Here is an 18,593-nt window from a genome sequence, read left to right as displayed (position 1 = left end):
GACAAAGCCGACATCGCTTCGGGCAGCCCGCGATCTCCCGGCGAGGTCACAGCCGACGTGTTCTTGTCCGCTCATCGAACCACCGGCGCCGAGAGCCGACCGCGCGACCGGCCGACCCCGGTGTACACCTGAATCGACATACCGAGCGCCTACCTGCCCGGTCTCTATGCGCAGAGGGGTTTTACGGCACGCCCCCCATACCGAGCCAGCAGACCGAATGCTGTCGCCACCATGGTGGCGATAACGTATCGGACAACTGGGTCAGCATCATTCAGCACATACGCGACACCTTGGAATATCGCGACCAAAACAGAATATATCGACCAGAACAACGGCCACAATCGAATATTCGACTCAGAAATACAGAACGAGTACTTCGCAGAATTCCCTCCGACCGGTGAGAATCTACCAGAAACTCACCGGAACCAGACTCCGAATTCGATATGCACGGTATTGCCATGTGCGATCCCGCCGAATCAGTCGTCACAATTCACCGAAGCCTGTGATATGGCCTGGATGCGACCGCTATCCACGTGGACATCTCCGCGCGGATAGCGATGATCGCATCATATCCAGACCACACAGCTGGTTCGGCAACTCGGTTCCCCGGCGGAAGAACTCGCTCCGGCGCGGCCGCACCCGGCGGTCACCGCTGTGACCGACTACACCATGTGTGACCAACTACATTGTGGACAAGTCTTAAACGTGAGATGTGTCAGTGGCAAACTGAACCTGGTGATACCAACCCGGGGACCCGCACGGGCCTCGAGGCGACACATGAAAGGACGATGATGTCCACATCAGATTCGGAAACCCCTGCCTACGGTGCCGCACCCGCCGAGTCCAAGAAGACTGTGCGCAAGATCCGAGTGCACCACCTGCAGCAGATGAAGGCCGCTGGTGAACGTTGGGCGATGCTGACCGCCTACGATTACTCCTCGGCCCGGCTGTTCGACGAGGCCGGCATCCCGGTGCTGCTGGTCGGCGACTCGGCGGCCAACGTCGTATACGGCTACGACACCACCGTGCCGATCACCGTCGAGGAACTCATTCCACTGGTCCGCGGCGTGGTCCGTGGCGCTGCGCACGCGTTGGTCGTGGCGGACCTGCCGTTCGGCACCTACGAATCCACACCGCAGCAGGCGCTGGCCACCGCGACCCGTTTCATGAAGGAGGGCGGGGCGCATGCGGTGAAACTAGAAGGTGGCGAGCGCGTCGCCGAACAGATCGCGGGGATCACCGCGGCAGGCATTCCAGTGCTGGCGCATATCGGCTTCACCCCGCAAAGCGTGAACACCCTGGGCGGTTTCCGCGTACAGGGTCGAGGGGACGGCGCCGAGCAGTTGATCGCCGATGCCATCGCGGTTCAGGAAGCGGGCGCGTTCGCCGTGGTCATGGAGATGGTTCCGGCCGAGCTGGCCGGGCAGGTCACCCGCAAGCTGACCATTCCCACCGTCGGTATCGGAGCGGGCGCCGATACCGACGCCCAAGTGCTGGTCTGGCAGGACATGGCCGGCTACACCAGCGGAAAGACAGCGAGATTCGTCAAACGCTTCGGCAAGCTCGGCGACGAATTACGCTCTGCGGCAACCACTTATGCCGAAGAAGTGCGTCGCGGAATCTTTCCAGGGCCCGAACACAGTTTCTGAACGACACTTTCCACCCGAGGAGAGCGGATGAGCTGACCGACCGGGCAGTGCGCACCAACCGCACTGCCCGGTCGGTCGTCCACCGCACGGCCCCTCCCACACGGAACAGCTCACCCGCAGGCGGGACCGAAACAAGCATTACCAGCCACCGCGCGCGATCAATGGCAGACTCGATACCGACAATACCGACACGACCAGAGGTACCGATGCCGAGCAGCCGTTGGATTTCCCGCAGCACCCTGCTGGTGGCGAGCGTTCTCACTGCCGTGGTTTCGACCGCGTGCGGCCCGGAATCGGCTGTCCCCGCCCCCAGCGGCAGCACGAGCTCTACCGCACCGACGACCACAGAATCGACCACCACGGCACCGAGTACGAGTTCCGGCAACAGCACGCCGACTACCCCGGAGGTCTCCGACGCGGCAGCGGCCAGGCTGTGCGGCATGATACGACCTGAACTGTCCAATTGGCGGGTGCAGGGACCGACGTTGGGCAAGATCGGCCTCAACGCGCTCGTGCACGAGTGGGCGCTGGTCAACGGCGCCATCAATGCCACGGTACTGGCCGACAAACCAGTCATCGACCGCATCACCAGCAAGAGCTGCCCTGACGTGCGACGACAGGCACTGGACGCGCTGGAACTCCCCGACCTGGCCTCCGGGCTCGCATTCTGAGGGGGTAAAGACCGGATGCGCACACCCTATCCAGAGATCGAACCACACGACTCCGGCATGCTGGCGGTCGGCGACAGCCAGTCGATGTATTGGGAAGTCAGCGGTAACCCAGAGGGCAAACCGGTGGTCTTCCTGCACGGCGGACCAGGCGGCGCCACCATACCGCGTCATAGGCAGTTCTTCGATCCGGTCGCCTACCGGATCGTGCTGTTCGACCAGCGTGGTTGTGGCCGCTCCATCCCGCACTTGTCCGATGACGCGGACTTGGCTCACAACACCACCCAGCACCTGATCGCCGATATCGAGACCTTGCGCGCACATCTCGACATCGAGCGGTGGCAGGTGTTCGGCGGGTCGTGGGGTTCCACGCTCGCGCTGGCCTACGCGCAACGACATCCCGAACGGGTAACCGAGTTGGTACTGCGCGGCATCTTCCTGTTACGCCGCAAGGAAATCGACTGGTATTACAACGGCGCAGCGGGATACCTCTACCCGGACGAGTGGGCGAAGTTCCTCGCACCGATCCCCGAGAACGAACGCGACCAAGATCTCGTCGAGGTCTATCACCGGCTGCTGCATTCCTCCGATGAACAGGTCGCCCGCACTGCCGGGATCGCTTGGTCTGTGTGGGAAGGTGCAACGAGTTCTCTGCTACCGCAACCAGATCGGGTGCGGGAAATGGCCGATTCCCGGTTCGCGCTGGCTTTCGCCAGGATTGAGAACCACTATTTCCGCCATGGCGGATTCCTCGCCGAAGGCCAACTGTTGCGTGATATCGATACCATCGCACATATTCCGGCCGTGATCGTGCAAGGCCGTCATGACATCGTCTGCCCGGCGGTCAGCGCGTGGGAGCTACACCGAGCTTGGCCCGGTTCGGTGCTGCACATCGTCGACGATGCCGGGCACGCGGCAACCGAGCCAGGCATCATCCACCATTTGGTCGAAGCGACCGACCGATTCGCGAAGCTGGGGTGAGCACTGTGCCCACAGCAGGAAGAGCCCTCGGTACCGCTCTCCGGGAGGACATCGACCGGCTCCTGGCCACTGAGCCCGAGGTACGCGCCGACGCACCGGACTCCGTGCATCAGATGCGGGTAGCTACCCGCAGGCTACGCAGTATATTGCGGTCCTACCGCGGGCTCTTGGTCAGGAAACCGGCCGCCGCTGTGAGCACCGAGCTCAAGTGGTTGGCCGGTCTGCTCGGGGAGGCACGCGATGCGGAGGTGCGCGCCGACCGGTTCGTCACCCTGCTGGCCGAGCACACCGCGCACACTGCGCCCGCCGACCTCGACGCCGCCACCACGCGTCTGACGAATGCCGAGCGGGATCGTTATCGCGCGGCTCATAGCGAAGTCCTGCACGCATTACACAGCGCGCGTTATCGCGCGCTGTGCGCGGGACTGGCCGAGTGGCGCACCGACCCGCCGCTACGTCATTCCCGCGCCGCGACACAAGCGGTGGACTTCTTCGACTCGGTACTGCGCCATGATCTCGACCGGGTGAAATTTCTTGTGCGCGCCGAACACTCGGTCGCCGCTACCGAACGCATCGAGCTGTTGCACGATATTCGCAAAAGCGCCAAAAGGTTGCGCTATTCGTGCGAATCGGCGGAGCCCTCGATCGGCGATCTCGCTGCTGACCTCGGTAAACGAGCAAAAAGACTGCAGACGGTGCTAGGCGATCACCGGGATGCGGTGGAGTCGCATGAGACGATTCTTCGCAGGGCGGCCGATGCCGCCTCGGCTGGCGAACACACCGCACTCTACGAGACTCTCGCGGCTGTCGAGGTCGCCGCGGCGAGTCGCGAGCTGAGCCGCTACCCGGCTACCGCCGCGGCTCTGTTCGCATAATTCCCCGTGGTTCGTCTCACTGCCGCGCCTGCCGCGACTCATTCCAGGCCGCCCAGCATTGCGGGAAGGCTCTATATGATGGCCGGCTTGTGATGGCCGGCTTGTGATGGCATAGCCTATCCGACTCATATCATCAGGAGAGGCAGGAGAGGTAGGCAAAGCGCACTTTCCGCTCCCTCGGGTCTGCCGAAGACAACCGTACCCGCACCGCCGCTCCCCCCGGTGGATTGCCTGTACAGGGCCCCGACACTGGCGGGTCGGCGATGAAAATCGTGGCGACCCGGTTGGCATTGGCCTCACGTATCACAACGGCGTCGAACTCCGTGCCCACCTGATGCGCCAGCAAAGCCGACTCGGTCAGGTCGATACAGGCGCGGTCGACCTTACTCGCCACGCTATCACTGCGCCGCATGGTGTCGGCCACGCTGTGCAGCCCTTCGCGCACCCAGCGCGGCACCTCGGCACCCGCGCACCTGGCCAGACAGATCTCGGTCACGAAACGATCCGATAGTCGCCGCAGTGGCGCGGTGACATGCGCGTACAGCGCGCTGATGGCACTGTGCCGCAGAGTTTCCGGTGCCTGCGACTCGCTTGTCGCGCCGTCGACCACGGTATAGGACGCACCACGTACCAGAGTTGTCGCCTCGGACAGCAGTATCAACGCCGCGGGGCTGTCGGGATTCAGTCGCGCCAGTATCTGTCCCACCGCTTCCTCTACTGGCCAGACCACGCCCAGGGTATGCGCGGTACGACGCATCGAATCGATCGCGGATCCGGCGGGTGGCGGCATGGTGCGCAGCAACGCGAGCCGCCGCTCGGCGGGCACGTCCCCGTCCATCATGATCCGTGCCGCACACATACCGGTCAGCAGTGAGACCTGCTCGTTCCACTCCGCAGCGGAGGTGCGCGGTTGCGCCACCAGCCGCCAATACCCCTCGGCTGTCTCGTCGCGCACCACGCGCCGCACCGGCAGCCGCAGGCCGATCGCACCGCGTGCCAGCCCCGCTTCGATACGTCGGCGACCGAACTCCGGCAGAGCCGCGATCGCGGGATGCAACCTGCCACGCTCGGCATCTGTCTGCACGCCGGTGTAATCGAGCCGGACTCGGGAACGAACCCAAGCCCGGACCACCGAGAACCGCTGCAGTTCAGCCTGCGCATCGAGCTCGATGGTCCACAGTGCGGCCGGGCGCGTGCGCTCGGGCAGCAGACTTGCCGCCCCTTCCGATAACGACGGCGGATGCAAGGGCACGATGCCGTCGGGAAAATAAAATGTTTGCCCCCGCATTCCGGACTCCGTAGCGAGCGCGCCATCGGGAGCGATCACCGCGCCCACATCGGCGATGGCGTAATGCACGAGAAAACCGGTGGGGGTACGTACGAGATGCAGGGCTTGGTCCAGGTCCATGGCCCCGGACGGGTCGATCGTCACGAATGGGATGTCCGTGCGATCGACCCGGTCGCCCGCGAAAGCGTCGACCACGTCGCAGGCCTCCGCGCTGGCCTCGGCAGGGTACGCCGAGGCCAAGCCGAATTCAGATCGAATAGCACCGAAATCAACTGGCGCCGAGACGATCCGCCGAGGCGGTTCCACGCTGCGACGCCGGTCCTACCGCAATGCCAGCATGGTGCCGTTCAGCTGATCTAACGGTCCGAAAACGGTGAAGGTGACCCGACCGCCGGGGACAGAGGACGATACCTGTGCCGCCGCGCCCAGTGCCTGACCGAACGAAGCAGCGGACGGATGCGGCAACCCGGCGATAGCCGAGCCGATGTTGTTCTGGTGCACCCACATCGTGTCGGCGGGGCTGAGATCGACCTGAATTCCACCCGGCAACGGGCTCACCGCCACCGCGCCGGCAGACCCGGCACCCAGCACCGCAAAAATCGAAGCGGCGCCCGCGACCAATGCGCCGGCAACCATTGAACGAACTACTCGCATATGTGTTGAGACCTGCTTCCCGCAATCGAAGTACGAAAGACCCGGCGCTGCCCGGCGCCGACCCTGACCAACGGCATCTACTTTATGACGTTGATCACGATCAAGGCCAGTTCCGCGCGCACCGGGAGGCGACATTCACACGTGGCAACACAACCCATGCCCACACTGCTAACGTGACCCGCCATGGCGGGCGATGCTCGCCCGCGCACTTTCGGAAGTGTTTTGCACATCGACAATGGAGAACCTCACAGATGTCAGCAATATTGTTCGACTACCTATTGCCGCTACTCGGCCCGGATCAGGCGGCGTATTGGGCACGGGTCTTCATGATCAACCCGACCTGACCGTACGATCGTTTCCCCGCTGCTCGTCGCCTCCTGTACTCCGGCCAAGAAGCCGCAAGCTGGCCGAGAGGCTGCGCTCCGACCAGGAGGCGTCGGCGAACGCGAGGGGATAGCATCCCGCTGCGTGACAAGAACTACCGCCGTGTTCGCGGCAAGCACCACCCTTTTCGCACTTTTGCTCACTGGTTGCGGAAGCGACGAAACCGACAAAGCCGCCTCGAAAACCGCTACCACCGTAGCGACGGCATCGGCTGCCCCCACTCAGGTCGATCGGGCGCTGACCGGTGCCTTCATCGTGAGTTTCCGCAGCGCATTCCCGCATCTCTCCGCAGGCGAGAACGACGCGCAGATCGGAGGCATCCTGACCGGGACCTGCGCAGACCTCGCGGCGGGCGGCACCGAAGACGAAGCGGTCCATAACATCGTCGAACGAGCGAACGGCACCACCCGACCAAGTCAGGAGGAAGCCCGCGCCATCTATCAGATGGCCGCGCTGATGTGTTGAGCGAAACACACCTCGCCAGGATCGCTCGATCGTACGGATGCCACACCGGCATGTGCGCCGATACACGGGCTCCGACGTGCGATCTCGGTAGCGGGCGGACGAGTTGGTCTATAAGCCGGATCCTGTCCCCGGTGACACCGGGTGGCGACCATCCATCTGGGCACACCGTTGCCGGGTACCTCGAGCAGTCCACCCGCGGGCTCGGGCGAGCAGCCCTCGAACACCCGCGCAGCCGCACCGCGGACGGTGCGACCTTCGACCTTGCTCCGGGCGGGGTTTACCGAGCCGTCCCGGTCACCCGGAACGCTGGTGCGCTCTTACCGCACCGTTTCACCCTCACCGCACAGCCCCGAAGAGCTGTGGGCAGTCTGTTCTCTGTGGCACTTTCCCGCGGGTCACCCCGGGTTGCCGTTAGCAACCGCCCTGCTCTGTGGAGTCCGGACTTTCCTCGATGTCGGGCAGCGGCACACTCGTGCCCGTTCCCGGCGCCGCGGCCGCCCGACCAACTCGTCCGCGAGAATATGATACTGGGTACGGTTACTGATCATGGAACGTGTCGAGGTCAGCTTCCCATCCGGAAGCGAACAGTGCGCGGCGTGGCTCTATCGCCCGGACGGCGCACCGAAACCCCGCCCGCTCGTGGTGATGGGACACGGTCTCGGGGCCAATCGGGAAATGGGTCTGGACCGATACGCGCGGCGATTCGCCGCCACGGGGATGGCGGTCCTGGCATTCGACTACCGGCATTTCGGCACCAGTCAGGGCACACCACGCCAGTTGCTGAACATTGCTCGCCAACGCGAGGACTGGCATGCCGCCATCGCGTATGCGCGCACACTACGAGGTATCGATGCGACCCGAATCGCATTGTGGGGTACCTCGTTCGGTGGTGGACATGTGCTGGCGGTAGCACCGGACGATGCCTACATCGCGGCTGTGGTGGCGCAGGGGCCGTTCACCAGCGGCACTGCCTCCACATTGGCGAAGGGACCGATCAGCCTGACCAAGGTCATCGTCTACGCGGCCACCGATCTGCTGCTCGGACCGATCCTGCGCAGGCCCATCGGCATTCGGCTGGCCGGCCCCAAGCACGCTGCCGCGTTGATGAGCGGGTCCGACGTGCCGAACGGCTATCGCAGACTGGCCGAGGAGAGCGAAACTTACCAGCCGAAAGTGGCTGCGCGCGTGGCACTGTCCATACTGCTCGACGCGCCCGGCCGGCGCGCGAAGGCACTGAAGATGCCCGTACTGTACGCACTGTGCGACAACGACTCCATCACCCCGGTGAAATCGTCGCTGCGCGCCGCCGAGCGCACCAAGCACGCGATCGTGAAGCGCTATCCGGTAGGGCATCTCGATATCTACTTCGATGAAACCTTCGAAAAGGCCGTGCACGACCAGACCGAGTTCCTGGTGTCGATCCTGCGCCCCTGACCGGCTGCGGCCCGGTCTGGTGACCGGGTTGTGGTCGGTCAGACATCCAACATGGATTCGTCCCACTCCCGGTCCAGATCGGGATCAACCGCGGCCAGCACTTCATCCAAGCGTGATGCCACCTCGACGACATTCGGCTCGGACATCATGTTCAGGTGATCACCTGGCACCGAGAACACTGTGAACTCGCGGGCCGCGTACTGCTGCCAGCCGTTGTCCGCGCTATCGAACATGGTGCCGATGGTCTGATGCGCCAGATCGACGCCCGGCGGCAATCCCTCGGCAGCACGCAGCAGCGTGATATCGCGCTCGTAAGGCTCGAGCGTATAGTCCAGCAGCGCCGAGTAGTTGGCATAGAACACCTCGTAGAGCCGCCGGATCGCCTGCGGGGAGCTGTCCGCGGGTAGGATGCCCACTCGCACCGACTCGGTGAGCATCGCCGCGAACAGTTCTTCGGAATCGTGTACCTCGGGCTCGAATTCGGCCAGCGCGGATCGGCTACCGCGCGCATACCACAATAATTCCAAGAAGAACCATCGGATCAGGTTCTCCTCTGGGATCGATGTACGATCGCGAGTACGCAGCGCCATAGTGTCCAGCAGCGTCACACTGGATACCTCGTCCTCGGGTAACTGCCGCGCCATCTCCAACGCGACAAAACCACCGAACGACCAGCCCGCCAAGTGATACGGGCCGACCGGATGCACCCGACGCACCGCCGCCAAGTACGACGCGCTCAACGCCGCTATCGACTGCTCTGGCGTACTGCCCGAGTCCGCGCCTGCCGCTTGGAGCCCGTACACCGGCCGGTCCGGATTCAGATGCCGCGCCAAAGCCAGGTAGCACAGCACATTTCCGCCGATCGGGTGCACCAAGAACAGCGGCGGTTTGGTGCCGCCGACATTGATCGGCACGAGCGGGTCGAAGGTGCGCTGCACCTCACCTGCCCGTATCAGCGCAGCGAGCCCAGCCGCGGTGGGGGTGCTGATGAACGCGTCCAACTGCACCTCGACTCCCCACCGGCGGGACAACGCCATCACCACGCGCATGGCACCGATGGAAGTCCCGCCTGTCGCGAAGAAATCGTCGTCCACCCCGATCGCGGGCGCACCGGAATATTCGGCAAGCAGCAGCACCGCCGATTGCTCGTACTCATCAGCCGGTTCCCGCTGCGTCGTGGCGGGTTCAGAGTAACCTTCGCTGTAAGTGCGCAGGGCCGCGTCGTCACGTTTGCCACTGGGTGTGCGAGGAAGCTCGTCGAGCCAGAGAAACCGCGACGGCACCATGTGCGCGGGCAATACGGCGCGCAGGTCGTGTCGCAGCGCGGCCAGGTCGGTCTGTTCGGGCGCACCGATCAGAAACGCGATCAACGACCCGTCGATGCCACCGAACCCGCGGGCCACGACAGCGACATCGGTGATTCCGGGGAATTTCTCCATCACACCGAGAACGCACAGTTCTACTTCGGCGGGCTCCACCCGGAAACCACGGATCTTGACCTGGCTGTCGCTGCGGCCGAGACAGACGATATCGCCGGAACGCAGCCGAACACCCAGATCACCGGTGCGGTACCGGATCGCGCCCCCAGGTGCGGGTACGAACCGCTGAGCGGTGAGCACAGGCCTGCCCTCGTAGCCGCGCGCAAGGGTGCGGCCGCCAAGGTAGATCTCGCCGAGCACGCCATCGGGTACCGGACGCAACGCGCTGTCGAGCAGCTCTACTGTGTCGCCCGTGACCGCACGCCCGATAGGCGGCAACGCGGGGAACCCGTCGACTGGACCGTAGAGGGTGAATGTAGTGGCGACATGGGTTTCGGTAGGACCGTATTGGTTTTCCAACACCAAACCTGGCACCGCCGCACACAATGCGCGGATCTCCTCGGTGATGCGCAGCTGCTCACCGGAGGAGATCAACACCTTCAGCTCGGTGGGGAACAACTGCCGCCCGACGGCCGCCTCGGCGAACGCCTGTAAAGCGACATAGGGCAGGAACAATCGTTCGATACCCTCTTGCACCACGGTGCTCAGCAGTCGCTCGACATCCGAACGCAAGTCGGCCGAACTGATCCGCAGAGTGGCCCCGGAGGCGAGAGTGGTGAAGATCTCTTGGAACGACACATCGAAACTCAATGGCGCCAATTGCAATGTGCTGCGTAGACCGATGCCGGTCGTCGCGCGATTCTGCCAGTCCACCAGCGCGGTCAGGCCGCGATGCGGCATCGCGACCCCCTTGGGTTCGCCAGTCGACCCTGAGGTGAACAGCACATAAGCCACTTCATCGGGCGATACATAGTCCGGTAGCGCGACATCCGCCTCGGCGGTCGAATCGTCGAAGAGCACAGCGGTGTCCAGCACCAAGGCCGCGTCGTCGACGATGTCGCGGTAGTCGGCGTCGGTGATTACCCGGTGCGGGCGAGCGCAAGTGATCATCAAGTTCAGCCGGGCGCGGGGATAGCTGATATCCAGAGGCACGCATGCGGCGCCGATCCTGATCAGCGCGAGCACGAGCACCACCAGGTCCGGACGGCGCCCGAGCAGAATGCCGACCCGGTCTCCCGGCGACACTCCCAGCCCGACCAGCCGTCGCGCCAACTGATCACAGCGCTCGACCAGTGCGTCGTAAGTGACGAATTCGCCGTCGCCGGCCAGGGCGATGCCTGCGGGGTTGAGCGCGGCGGCCTCGGCCACCAAAGTGCCGACGTCGCGAGCGATCGCCGGACCCTCGTCTCTGGCGATCACCGTATCGGGGTCAGCCACGATGCCTGCAAGCATACGGAGCTGAGTACGCGCCACCGACTCGCACTGTTCGTCGGACAGCGTGGAATCGCCATCGACCCGCAGCCACATTCTGCCGTCGCGGGGGTCGGTCGCCGCGGTCACCAGAAGCTGGAAGTTGGTCTCCTCTCTGGCATCGAAGTCGAGCAAGCGGACCTCATCCAGCTCGAGCATGGGCTGGAAGAGGTGGTAATTGACGAAGTTGAACGCCGTCTCGAATACCGGCCCGCCGTCCGTGAGGATCGATTGCAGGGGGTAGCGGCGGTACGGATACGCCTTGCGCTCCCGCCGCGCGATCTGCTCCACCGCCGCGCGCCATGTGGTCGCGGTGGCGTCCAATCGGATGGGCAGGGTATTGAGGAACAACCCGGCCACCCTTTCGGCGCCCGCGCGATCGGGACGCCCATGGCTGACCACACCGGTGGTGATATCCGTGCGCCCGGTAAGCGCTCGCAGGGTGAGACAGTGCGCGGCCAGATAGACCACCTTTTCCGAGACCTGCTGGCGCGCGGCGAACTCCGACACCTGTTCGGCCAGTCGCCGGGGAACCAGCGCTCTGGCCCTGGATGCCCGCGCGAAGGCAACCTGGTGCGCTCCGAACGCGATGAGCGCGGTGGGATCGGCCCCTACAAGCTCATTGCGCCAATAATCACGAGCCGCAGTATCACGAGTGGTGTCCTGCTCGCTCTGCGCGTACTCGGCCAGTACTGTCGCTGGATGCGGGATGGTCTCGAACCGGGTCGATGACATGCCGACATGGCCCAGATAGTCCAGCAGCAATTCCAGTACCGAAGTGGCGACGCTCCAGCCGTCCAGGATGGCATGGTGGAAACTGAGCACCAGATCCACCGTAGCCGCGGACTCTGATGAATTCGGGCGGACGAATACCCGGATGGCGAACAGGCCTGCGACCGAGATGTCGTACTCGGCGTGCGTACGTTCCTGGAGATACGCCTCGATGAGCTCCGCACCAGCTGTCTCGTCGATATCACCGAGCTCGACGATCTCCAACTCGTACGGCAACTCGGTATGCACGATCTGCAGCGGAATCGAGTACTTGCTCAGTTCGAACGATGAGCGCAACACCGGCTGGCGCCGCACCAACCGGTCCACCGCAGCCTGGAATTCCACTCTGTACCAGGGTATTTCCAACCGATACCGGAAAGCGTCTCGATAGGTGATCGAGTCGGCCCGCTCGATGCTGTGATACAGCATGCCCAGCTGCAATGCCGTGGCCGGGAACGCGTCTTCCACCTGGTGCAGCGCGGCGCGGTCGATCAGTGGCACCGTCTCCAGCGGCCCCACCACCTGTGCCTTGTTCTCGCTGCTGTCGGCGCGGGCAAGGAGCGCCAGACCAGCAATGGTCGGCGCCTGATAGAACGCGTCCACATCGAAGAAGAGCCCGGCACGCTCGGCAGCGGTGCGCACGGCCAGCGCGAGAATGGAGTCACCGCCATGGGTAAAGAAATTGTCGTGCACTCCCATCGACTCGACACCGAGCACGTCGCACCAGACCTGGAGGAGTTTCACCTCGATCTCGGTACGCGGCTTTCCGTGCGCGTTCGACGCGCTGTGAGCGCGGTCGAACTGTTCAGCGAGCGCACGCCGGTCGAGTTTACCGTTGCGAGTCACCGGGATCCGCTCCATTCGGATCAGCCGGGAAGGCACCATGTAGCGGGGCAGTTCGGCCGCGAGCCGATCGGTGATCTCCTCGCCGGTCACTTCCTCACCGGTGAAGTAGCCGATCAGCTGCACACCATGTGCCTCGGATATGTTGTCTACGACCGCGGCCGCGCGCACTCCGGGACAGCCGAGCATGGCATTACGTACCTCACCGAGCGTGACTCGGTTACCGCGAATCTTCACCTGGTCGTCGAAGCGCCCTAGGTACTCGAGATTGCCGTCCGGTAGCCAACGAACCAAGTCGCCTGTGCGATACCTGCGCCGTCCCGGCACTGTGCGATCGGCGACGAAGGCGGCCGTGGTCAGTTCGGGCCTACCCCGATAACCACGGGCTATACCGACACCGGCGATGTTCAGCTCACCCGGTACGCCGATCGGCATCCTGCGGCCACTGTCGTCGAGTACGAGAAGATCGATATTGTCGATCGGGCGGCCGATAGGCACTCGCTCGATCGACGCGTCCTGGGGGCAGTCGAAGTAGGAGACATCGACGGTGGCCTCGGTCGGGCCGTAGAGGTTCACCAACTGCGGGGCTGCGACCTCAGTGGCGGCGAAGACCGTGTTGAACCGGCGCACCAACGCAGGCGGTAAAGCCTCGCCGCTGCAGAACACACGGCGCAGGCTGCTGATCCGCACGATGGTGGCCGGATCAGCCGCCAGTTCGTCGACGAATGCGGCCAACATGGAAGGCACGAAGTGCAGCACGGTCACCCGATGCGTGTCGATCGCATCGATAATACAGCGCGGATCTCGCTCTCCACCCGGCTCCAGCAATGCCACCGCGGCGCCGGTGATCGACCACCAGAACAATTCCCACACCGAGACATCGAAAGTCGCCGGCGTCTTCTGCAGGATCACATCCCCGGCGTGCAGCGGGTAACGCCGCTGCATCCAGGTAAGCCGGTTCACCACTGACCGATGTTCGATCATCACGCCTTTGGGCATGCCAGTGGAGCCCGACGTGTAGATGAGGTAGCTCAAATCAGCTGGATGCGAAACGTTTTCGCTAGCACTCGCCTGCCCTGTGTCGGCCATCGTGATCCGGGTGATACCCAGCTTGTCGAATACCGCTTGGTGTTCCGGTCCGGCTGCCACCACGCGTGCGCCGCAATCGGCGAGCACAGTTTCGATGCGTACGGCCGGAAAGTCCGGATCCAGCGGCACATACGCACAACCGGCGCGCAACGCGCCGAAGATCGCGACGAGCAGCTCCGGTGAGCGCGGCAATACCACCGGGACGCATTCGTTGCCGGTCACGCCCAGCGCGCGCAGCTGGGCGGCAAAGCCGTCAGCCAGAGCCGACAGCTCGTGGTAGCGCAACGGCTGCTCCCCCGAGTCGAGAGCCGGTTCGATCGCTACCCGCTGTGGATGCATGGCGGCCATCTCGGTGAACAAGCGGTCGATCGTAGTGTACGGGAACTGTTCGTTTGGACCGGATTCGAATGCTGTAATGGTGGACCGCTCACGCGACGACACCAGCGGCAGCGCCGAGACCGGTAGATCGGGGTCATCCAATGCTGTCGTCAAGAGCGTGCCGATGCCGTGCACCACCGCATCGAGCGGAAAATTCTCGTCGAAAACATCCTGGTCGTAGTAAAGTTGCAGCTTCAGTGAACCGTCGCGATCGTGTTCGACAGCGAGGATGTTCAGTGCCTCTAGCACTGTGCCTGGATTGACGATATCGATGGTGTCGAGGATTTTTTCGAGATAATCCGATGACGGCATCTTGATATAGGAGTACGCCACGTCGAACAGCGGCGGCGCCGTCGGATCGCTGTTCAGCGCGCGTGCCAGTTCTCCGTAGGGAAAGCGTTCGTGCCGCTTGAGTTCCCGGATCTGTGTCGTCACCGCGGCCGCTACCGAGGACAATGGTTCGGCGGGGTCGACCCGGATGCGCAACGGCAGCACATTGGTCTGATGCCCAGCGGTGCGGAAGGCCTCCGCGCTGTGCCGATTGAGCATCGGCACCCCGATCACCACCTCCGCGCAGCGATGGATAGCGGTCAGATAGGCAGCCAGCGCCGAAACAGTGAAGGCGAAGACGGAGAAGCCGGTACCTCGAATCCGTTCGAGAAAAGCGGGTTCCACCATCACCTCCCAGCGCCCCCGATCCACTTTCGGAGTACTCGACCGGCCGGAGAACAGCGCCGGAACCACTCCCTCGAAGCGATGCACCAGTGCGTCGCGGTCGGCCACCCACTGCTCGGAGTGCAGATAAGCCTCGTGCTCAGCGGCAATCTTCCGGTAGGTGAGTATGCTGCGATCGGTATGCTCGGTGACCGGGTCCGGTTCGGCGAGCAGCTCTGGCGGCAGATCCGAGCGACTATAGTTGTCTACCAGCGCGGCCCACAGCAAGTTCGCACCCCAGCCGTCCATCATCGCGTGGTGCACCGATACATAGAGGTAGAAATGGTCGGAGCCGTCGACCAATGCCGCGACCCGGCACGACTGTTGCGCCGCCGTGGGCGTCATGTTGGCCTGATTCACCCAGTCTCGGCGGGCCTCGTCGGAATCCGACATCCCGGTGAGATCGATCAGTTCGACCTCTGGGAGTTCATCGGATACCCACTGCCAGAAGCGACCTTCGGAGAACTCGAAACGAAGACGGAAGGTGTCGTCGCCGAAGAATGTTCGACGTACCACTGCCCGCAATCGGGCCATATCGAAAGGTTCGTCCAGGAACGCGCAATAGGCGTTCCTGGTAACAGGCGCAGGGGCATATCGGAAGGCCACCGACAACACATCCCGCTGATACGTGCTGACCGGCCATGCTTCGACAGGCTTTTCAGGAATCGCATTCGGTTCGGATGTCACAGTCACTCCAATCGCGACATTCGTGATACCGGCTGTGCGATCCGATCGAGCCCACCCTGATCAGCAAAACGCAAAGCTGCACCACAGTTATCGATATTGCGGATCACGGCATCAGGCTGCACCCGTGCCGCGATCCTGCTGTTGTATTTGCGACGTGGGCCCCGAAGATCAGCAGACCGATGACAACGCCCGCATACTGGCGTCGGCGAGGTATTCGGCACGCTCGCGCGACACCGCGGGTTCGACGTAGCCGATGTTGAAGAACAATGCGTCATGGGTGGCGTTCGCGGTGGCCATGATGAAACCGCTCACCGACATGCCGGAGACGATCTGCGCGCCTTCCAGTTGCCAGGAACCGATCTTGGCCGGAAAGGGATACTGGCCCAGGTAGGTCATGCAGAGATGTCCAGGGCCGCGGGTGTCCATGAGTTTCACCGTGGATTCGCTGGCAGCCACCGATTTCGGTGCGGCCACCTTCAGCAGATTCAATGCGCACAGATGGTCGCGCCGATCCATCCGCGCACCGTACTCTCGTTCGATCTCGGTCGCGATATCCCACAGTGAGGCCCAGGGCGCGTACTTCGCCGGAGTCGCGATCATGCCCTGATAGGTGCCTACCTCGGTGTCCGCGGCAGCGCCATCGAGATGTTCACGGAAATTGACCGAACTGCCGACGGTGTACCAGGTCGCCTTCTTCGTTCCCGCTTCTTCGGCCGTAGCCATCAACAGGGCCGCGGACAATGCGGACTGTAGACCGACACCGTGGCGTGCGCAGCCCGCGGTGAGCGCATCGAGCTGGTGGGCGGCGAGGCTACGATGCACCACCCGGCTGCGCCGCTGTTCGGGCGGGGCCAACGACGTGGGTTCCAGCCTGCGTGGCTTGCGCAACTGCGATTTCTGATCACGCAGTAGCGAACCCATTGTGCGCAACGCGCCTGCGGCGCCGTGAAAACGTGGCGGGAACAACTCTTCCGGCCCAGGCCGCACCGGGGCGGGCGGGAATTCACCTGCTTGTCCGGCGGCCACCTGGAGCACCTGTTCGGCCACCGACAGCGCGCTCTGCCCGTCTGCGATGGCGTAGTGCAGCGTGATGATCAACTCATTACTGCCATCGCTTTCTCTGATCAGCACCGCCCTGGCCAACGGTCCGGTGCGCCAGTCGAACGGCTCACGCAACTCGACCTCGTCGATCTCGGTCAACCAGGTTGTACTGTCCTCGGATTCGATGACGCGCAGCGGGATAGGCGCCTGCACCGGCACGAAACGCGGTGCGGTGCCGTCGGATTCGGCCGCGACGGCGACGCGCAGGAGCGGATGACGCCGCTGCACAGCGCCCAAACCGGCCTGGATCTGCTCGATATCCACCTGTCCGCGAATCCGCACCCTGGACAGGATATGCAGCGGCGCGAGCTGATCGGCGATCCAGTGCCAGCGCTCGACCGGCGAGAGTGGTCGAGGAAGCCGCTCGGTCGGCCCGTCCAGCGAAGGAAAAGACATCGGCTTGGCGAGTTCACGCAGGAAGAATTCCGTAGGCGCGTACCGGAAGTAGGTGTCACGCACTTGCACCAAGCGTGGTTCGCTGGTCTGCTCTATCTTGGCGAGCCCGGCCGAACCATTGACGAACATGACGTTGCGGGCGGCACGCATTTGTTCGTAACGACGCAGACCCGCGGCAGGATTCATGGAGGCCCGAAGCACGCTTGCCAACACCACCGCATCCTCGATGGCAGAGTTGGCACCCTGGCCGAGGCTGGGCAGCATCGGGTGCGCGGCGTCGCCGAGCAGGGTCACTCGGCCACGGCCCCACTGCGCCAGCGGCGGGCGGTCCTGGGCAGGCACCGCGAGGATGGCGGATTCTTCGGTCTGCTCGATGCAGGCACGCACTTCCGGCGCCCAGTCGGCGTAGCGGCGCAGCAGGTCGTCCTTGCCGCCTTGCCAATTCGCGGCCTCCTCGGCGGACATGGTCTGCGTACCCCACCAGTACACCCGACCGTGCCCGATGTCATGAATGCCGAAACGCATTCCGGTACCCCAGAAATGCGCTGACAGACCACGCGTGACATTACGGTGCTCGAACGGGATGCAAGCCAGCCAGCACACGAAATTGCCCGGACGAGGCGCGGCGCGACCGTGCAACTGAGCACGCACCATAGAGTGGATGCCGTCCGCGCCGATGAGCACATCCCCCTCGGCGACCCGACCGTCGGCGAACTCGACGCGTACATGCTCGCCGTCATCGATGAACCGGGTTGCTTTCGCGTCGACGAAAGTCGGTGTGTCGCCGATCGCGCTCGACAAGACGTCGTGCAGATCGATGCGATGTAATGCCACAGCGGGCGCGCCGAGCTGGGCATCGAGCCGATGCACCGGAAGAACCCGGATCGGGGTGCCGTCGGGTTTGCAGAATCGGAAGCTCTCGACCCTCCCACCACTGTCGAGCAAGCGCTCGTCGAGGCCGAGGCCAAGAGTGCGCAACGCGTTGATTCCGTTGGCCTGCAACGAAAGTCCGAAACCTCGCGCACGAAGCTCGGGAGCCGCCTCATAGAGCTCGACACCGAAACCCGCCTGCCGCAGCGCGGCCGCTGTGGTGAGCCCTCCAATTCCCGCCCCGAGAACGACAACCTTGCCCCGACTGCTCATTGAACCTGCACTCTCGTCGAACTGCTCAATGGCACAAATGTTTCCCACCGAAAAGTGAGTTACGAGCGACACTGCCCGCAATTCACCATCCCCCTGGTGAACATCGGATCGAGGGTCGTATCGACCCCGATCGAGTAAGCCGGGTAGGGCGCTTGTGCCTGCCGAACCGAATCCTACCGTCACGCACCGCACTGACAGCGATGAAGTGAGATACGACGCATCGCGCAAATGTCAAGCGAAAACAGGTCACGATAGGGCATAATTCGCCCCTCGCCTACCGTATT

Annotated in this window: 10 protein-coding genes and 1 other RNA gene; 6 read left to right on the top strand and 5 right to left on the bottom strand. The window is 63.7% G+C overall.

The features are described 5' to 3' along the window. The first annotated feature begins 791 nt into the window (after positions 1–791). The 4 genes from panB (at position 792) to ACX4ZE_RS01530 (ending at position 4,173) form a co-directional block, all read left to right on the top strand. A complete protein-coding gene (panB, locus tag ACX4ZE_RS01545; RefSeq protein ID WP_480271641.1) occupies positions 792–1,649 on the top strand; it encodes a 3-methyl-2-oxobutanoate hydroxymethyltransferase in 858 nt (285 codons plus the stop codon). Between the two features lie 206 nt (positions 1,650–1,855). After that, the gene (locus ACX4ZE_RS01540; protein ID WP_480271423.1) at positions 1,856–2,320 is read left to right on the top strand and encodes a hypothetical protein; all 465 of its coding nucleotides are present in this window, start codon (positions 1,856–1,858) and stop codon (positions 2,318–2,320) included. A 15-nt stretch (positions 2,321–2,335) separates the two neighbouring features. Next, entirely contained in the window at positions 2,336–3,298 is a 963-nt protein-coding gene (gene pip / locus ACX4ZE_RS01535; protein WP_480271422.1) for a prolyl aminopeptidase, read from the top strand. A gap of 5 nt (positions 3,299–3,303) precedes the next feature. Further along, positions 3,304–4,173 (top strand): CHAD domain-containing protein, encoded by an 870-nt coding sequence (locus ACX4ZE_RS01530; RefSeq protein ID WP_480271421.1) that lies wholly within the window; start codon positions 3,304–3,306, stop codon positions 4,171–4,173. Positions 4,174–4,306: 133 nt separating this feature from the next. Here ACX4ZE_RS01530 and ACX4ZE_RS01525 read toward each other — a convergent pair whose 3' ends face one another. Beyond that, positions 4,307–5,767, bottom strand: coding sequence for an RNB domain-containing ribonuclease (locus ACX4ZE_RS01525; RefSeq protein WP_480271420.1), 1,461 nt, complete (start codon positions 5,765–5,767; stop codon positions 4,307–4,309). 15 nt (positions 5,768–5,782) lie between these two features. Continuing rightward, entirely contained in the window at positions 5,783–6,097 is a 315-nt protein-coding gene (locus tag ACX4ZE_RS01520) for a hypothetical protein (RefSeq protein WP_480271419.1), read from the bottom strand. Positions 6,098–6,583: 486 nt separating this feature from the next. Between ACX4ZE_RS01520 and ACX4ZE_RS01515 the strand changes: the two genes are divergently transcribed. Next, on the top strand, positions 6,584–6,964 hold the full coding sequence (locus tag ACX4ZE_RS01515) for a hypothetical protein (RefSeq protein WP_480271418.1): 381 nt from the start codon (positions 6,584–6,586) through the stop codon (positions 6,962–6,964). A 95-nt stretch (positions 6,965–7,059) separates the two neighbouring features. On the opposite strand, the gene rnpB is transcribed toward ACX4ZE_RS01515, so the two are convergent. Continuing rightward, an RNA gene (gene rnpB, locus ACX4ZE_RS01510) (RNase P RNA component class A) lies at positions 7,060–7,474 on the bottom strand. Positions 7,475–7,510: 36 nt separating this feature from the next. Between rnpB and ACX4ZE_RS01505 the strand changes: the two genes are divergently transcribed. Further along, entirely contained in the window at positions 7,511–8,398 is an 888-nt protein-coding gene (locus tag ACX4ZE_RS01505) for an alpha/beta hydrolase (protein WP_480271417.1), read from the top strand. Between the two features lie 38 nt (positions 8,399–8,436). On the opposite strand, the gene ACX4ZE_RS01500 is transcribed toward ACX4ZE_RS01505, so the two are convergent. Further along, entirely contained in the window at positions 8,437–15,669 is a 7,233-nt protein-coding gene (locus ACX4ZE_RS01500; protein WP_480271416.1) for an amino acid adenylation domain-containing protein, read from the bottom strand. Between the two features lie 168 nt (positions 15,670–15,837). Then, on the bottom strand, positions 15,838–18,309 hold the full coding sequence (locus tag ACX4ZE_RS01495; protein WP_480271415.1) for an FAD-dependent monooxygenase: 2,472 nt from the start codon (positions 18,307–18,309) through the stop codon (positions 15,838–15,840). Positions 18,310–18,593: the final 284 nt, after the last annotated feature.

It is taken from the genome of Nocardia sp. TBRC8007, from assembly GCF_056629435.1.
The sequence above is the reverse complement of the archived record's forward strand: the minus strand, read 5'-3'. Positions and strand labels throughout refer to the sequence as shown.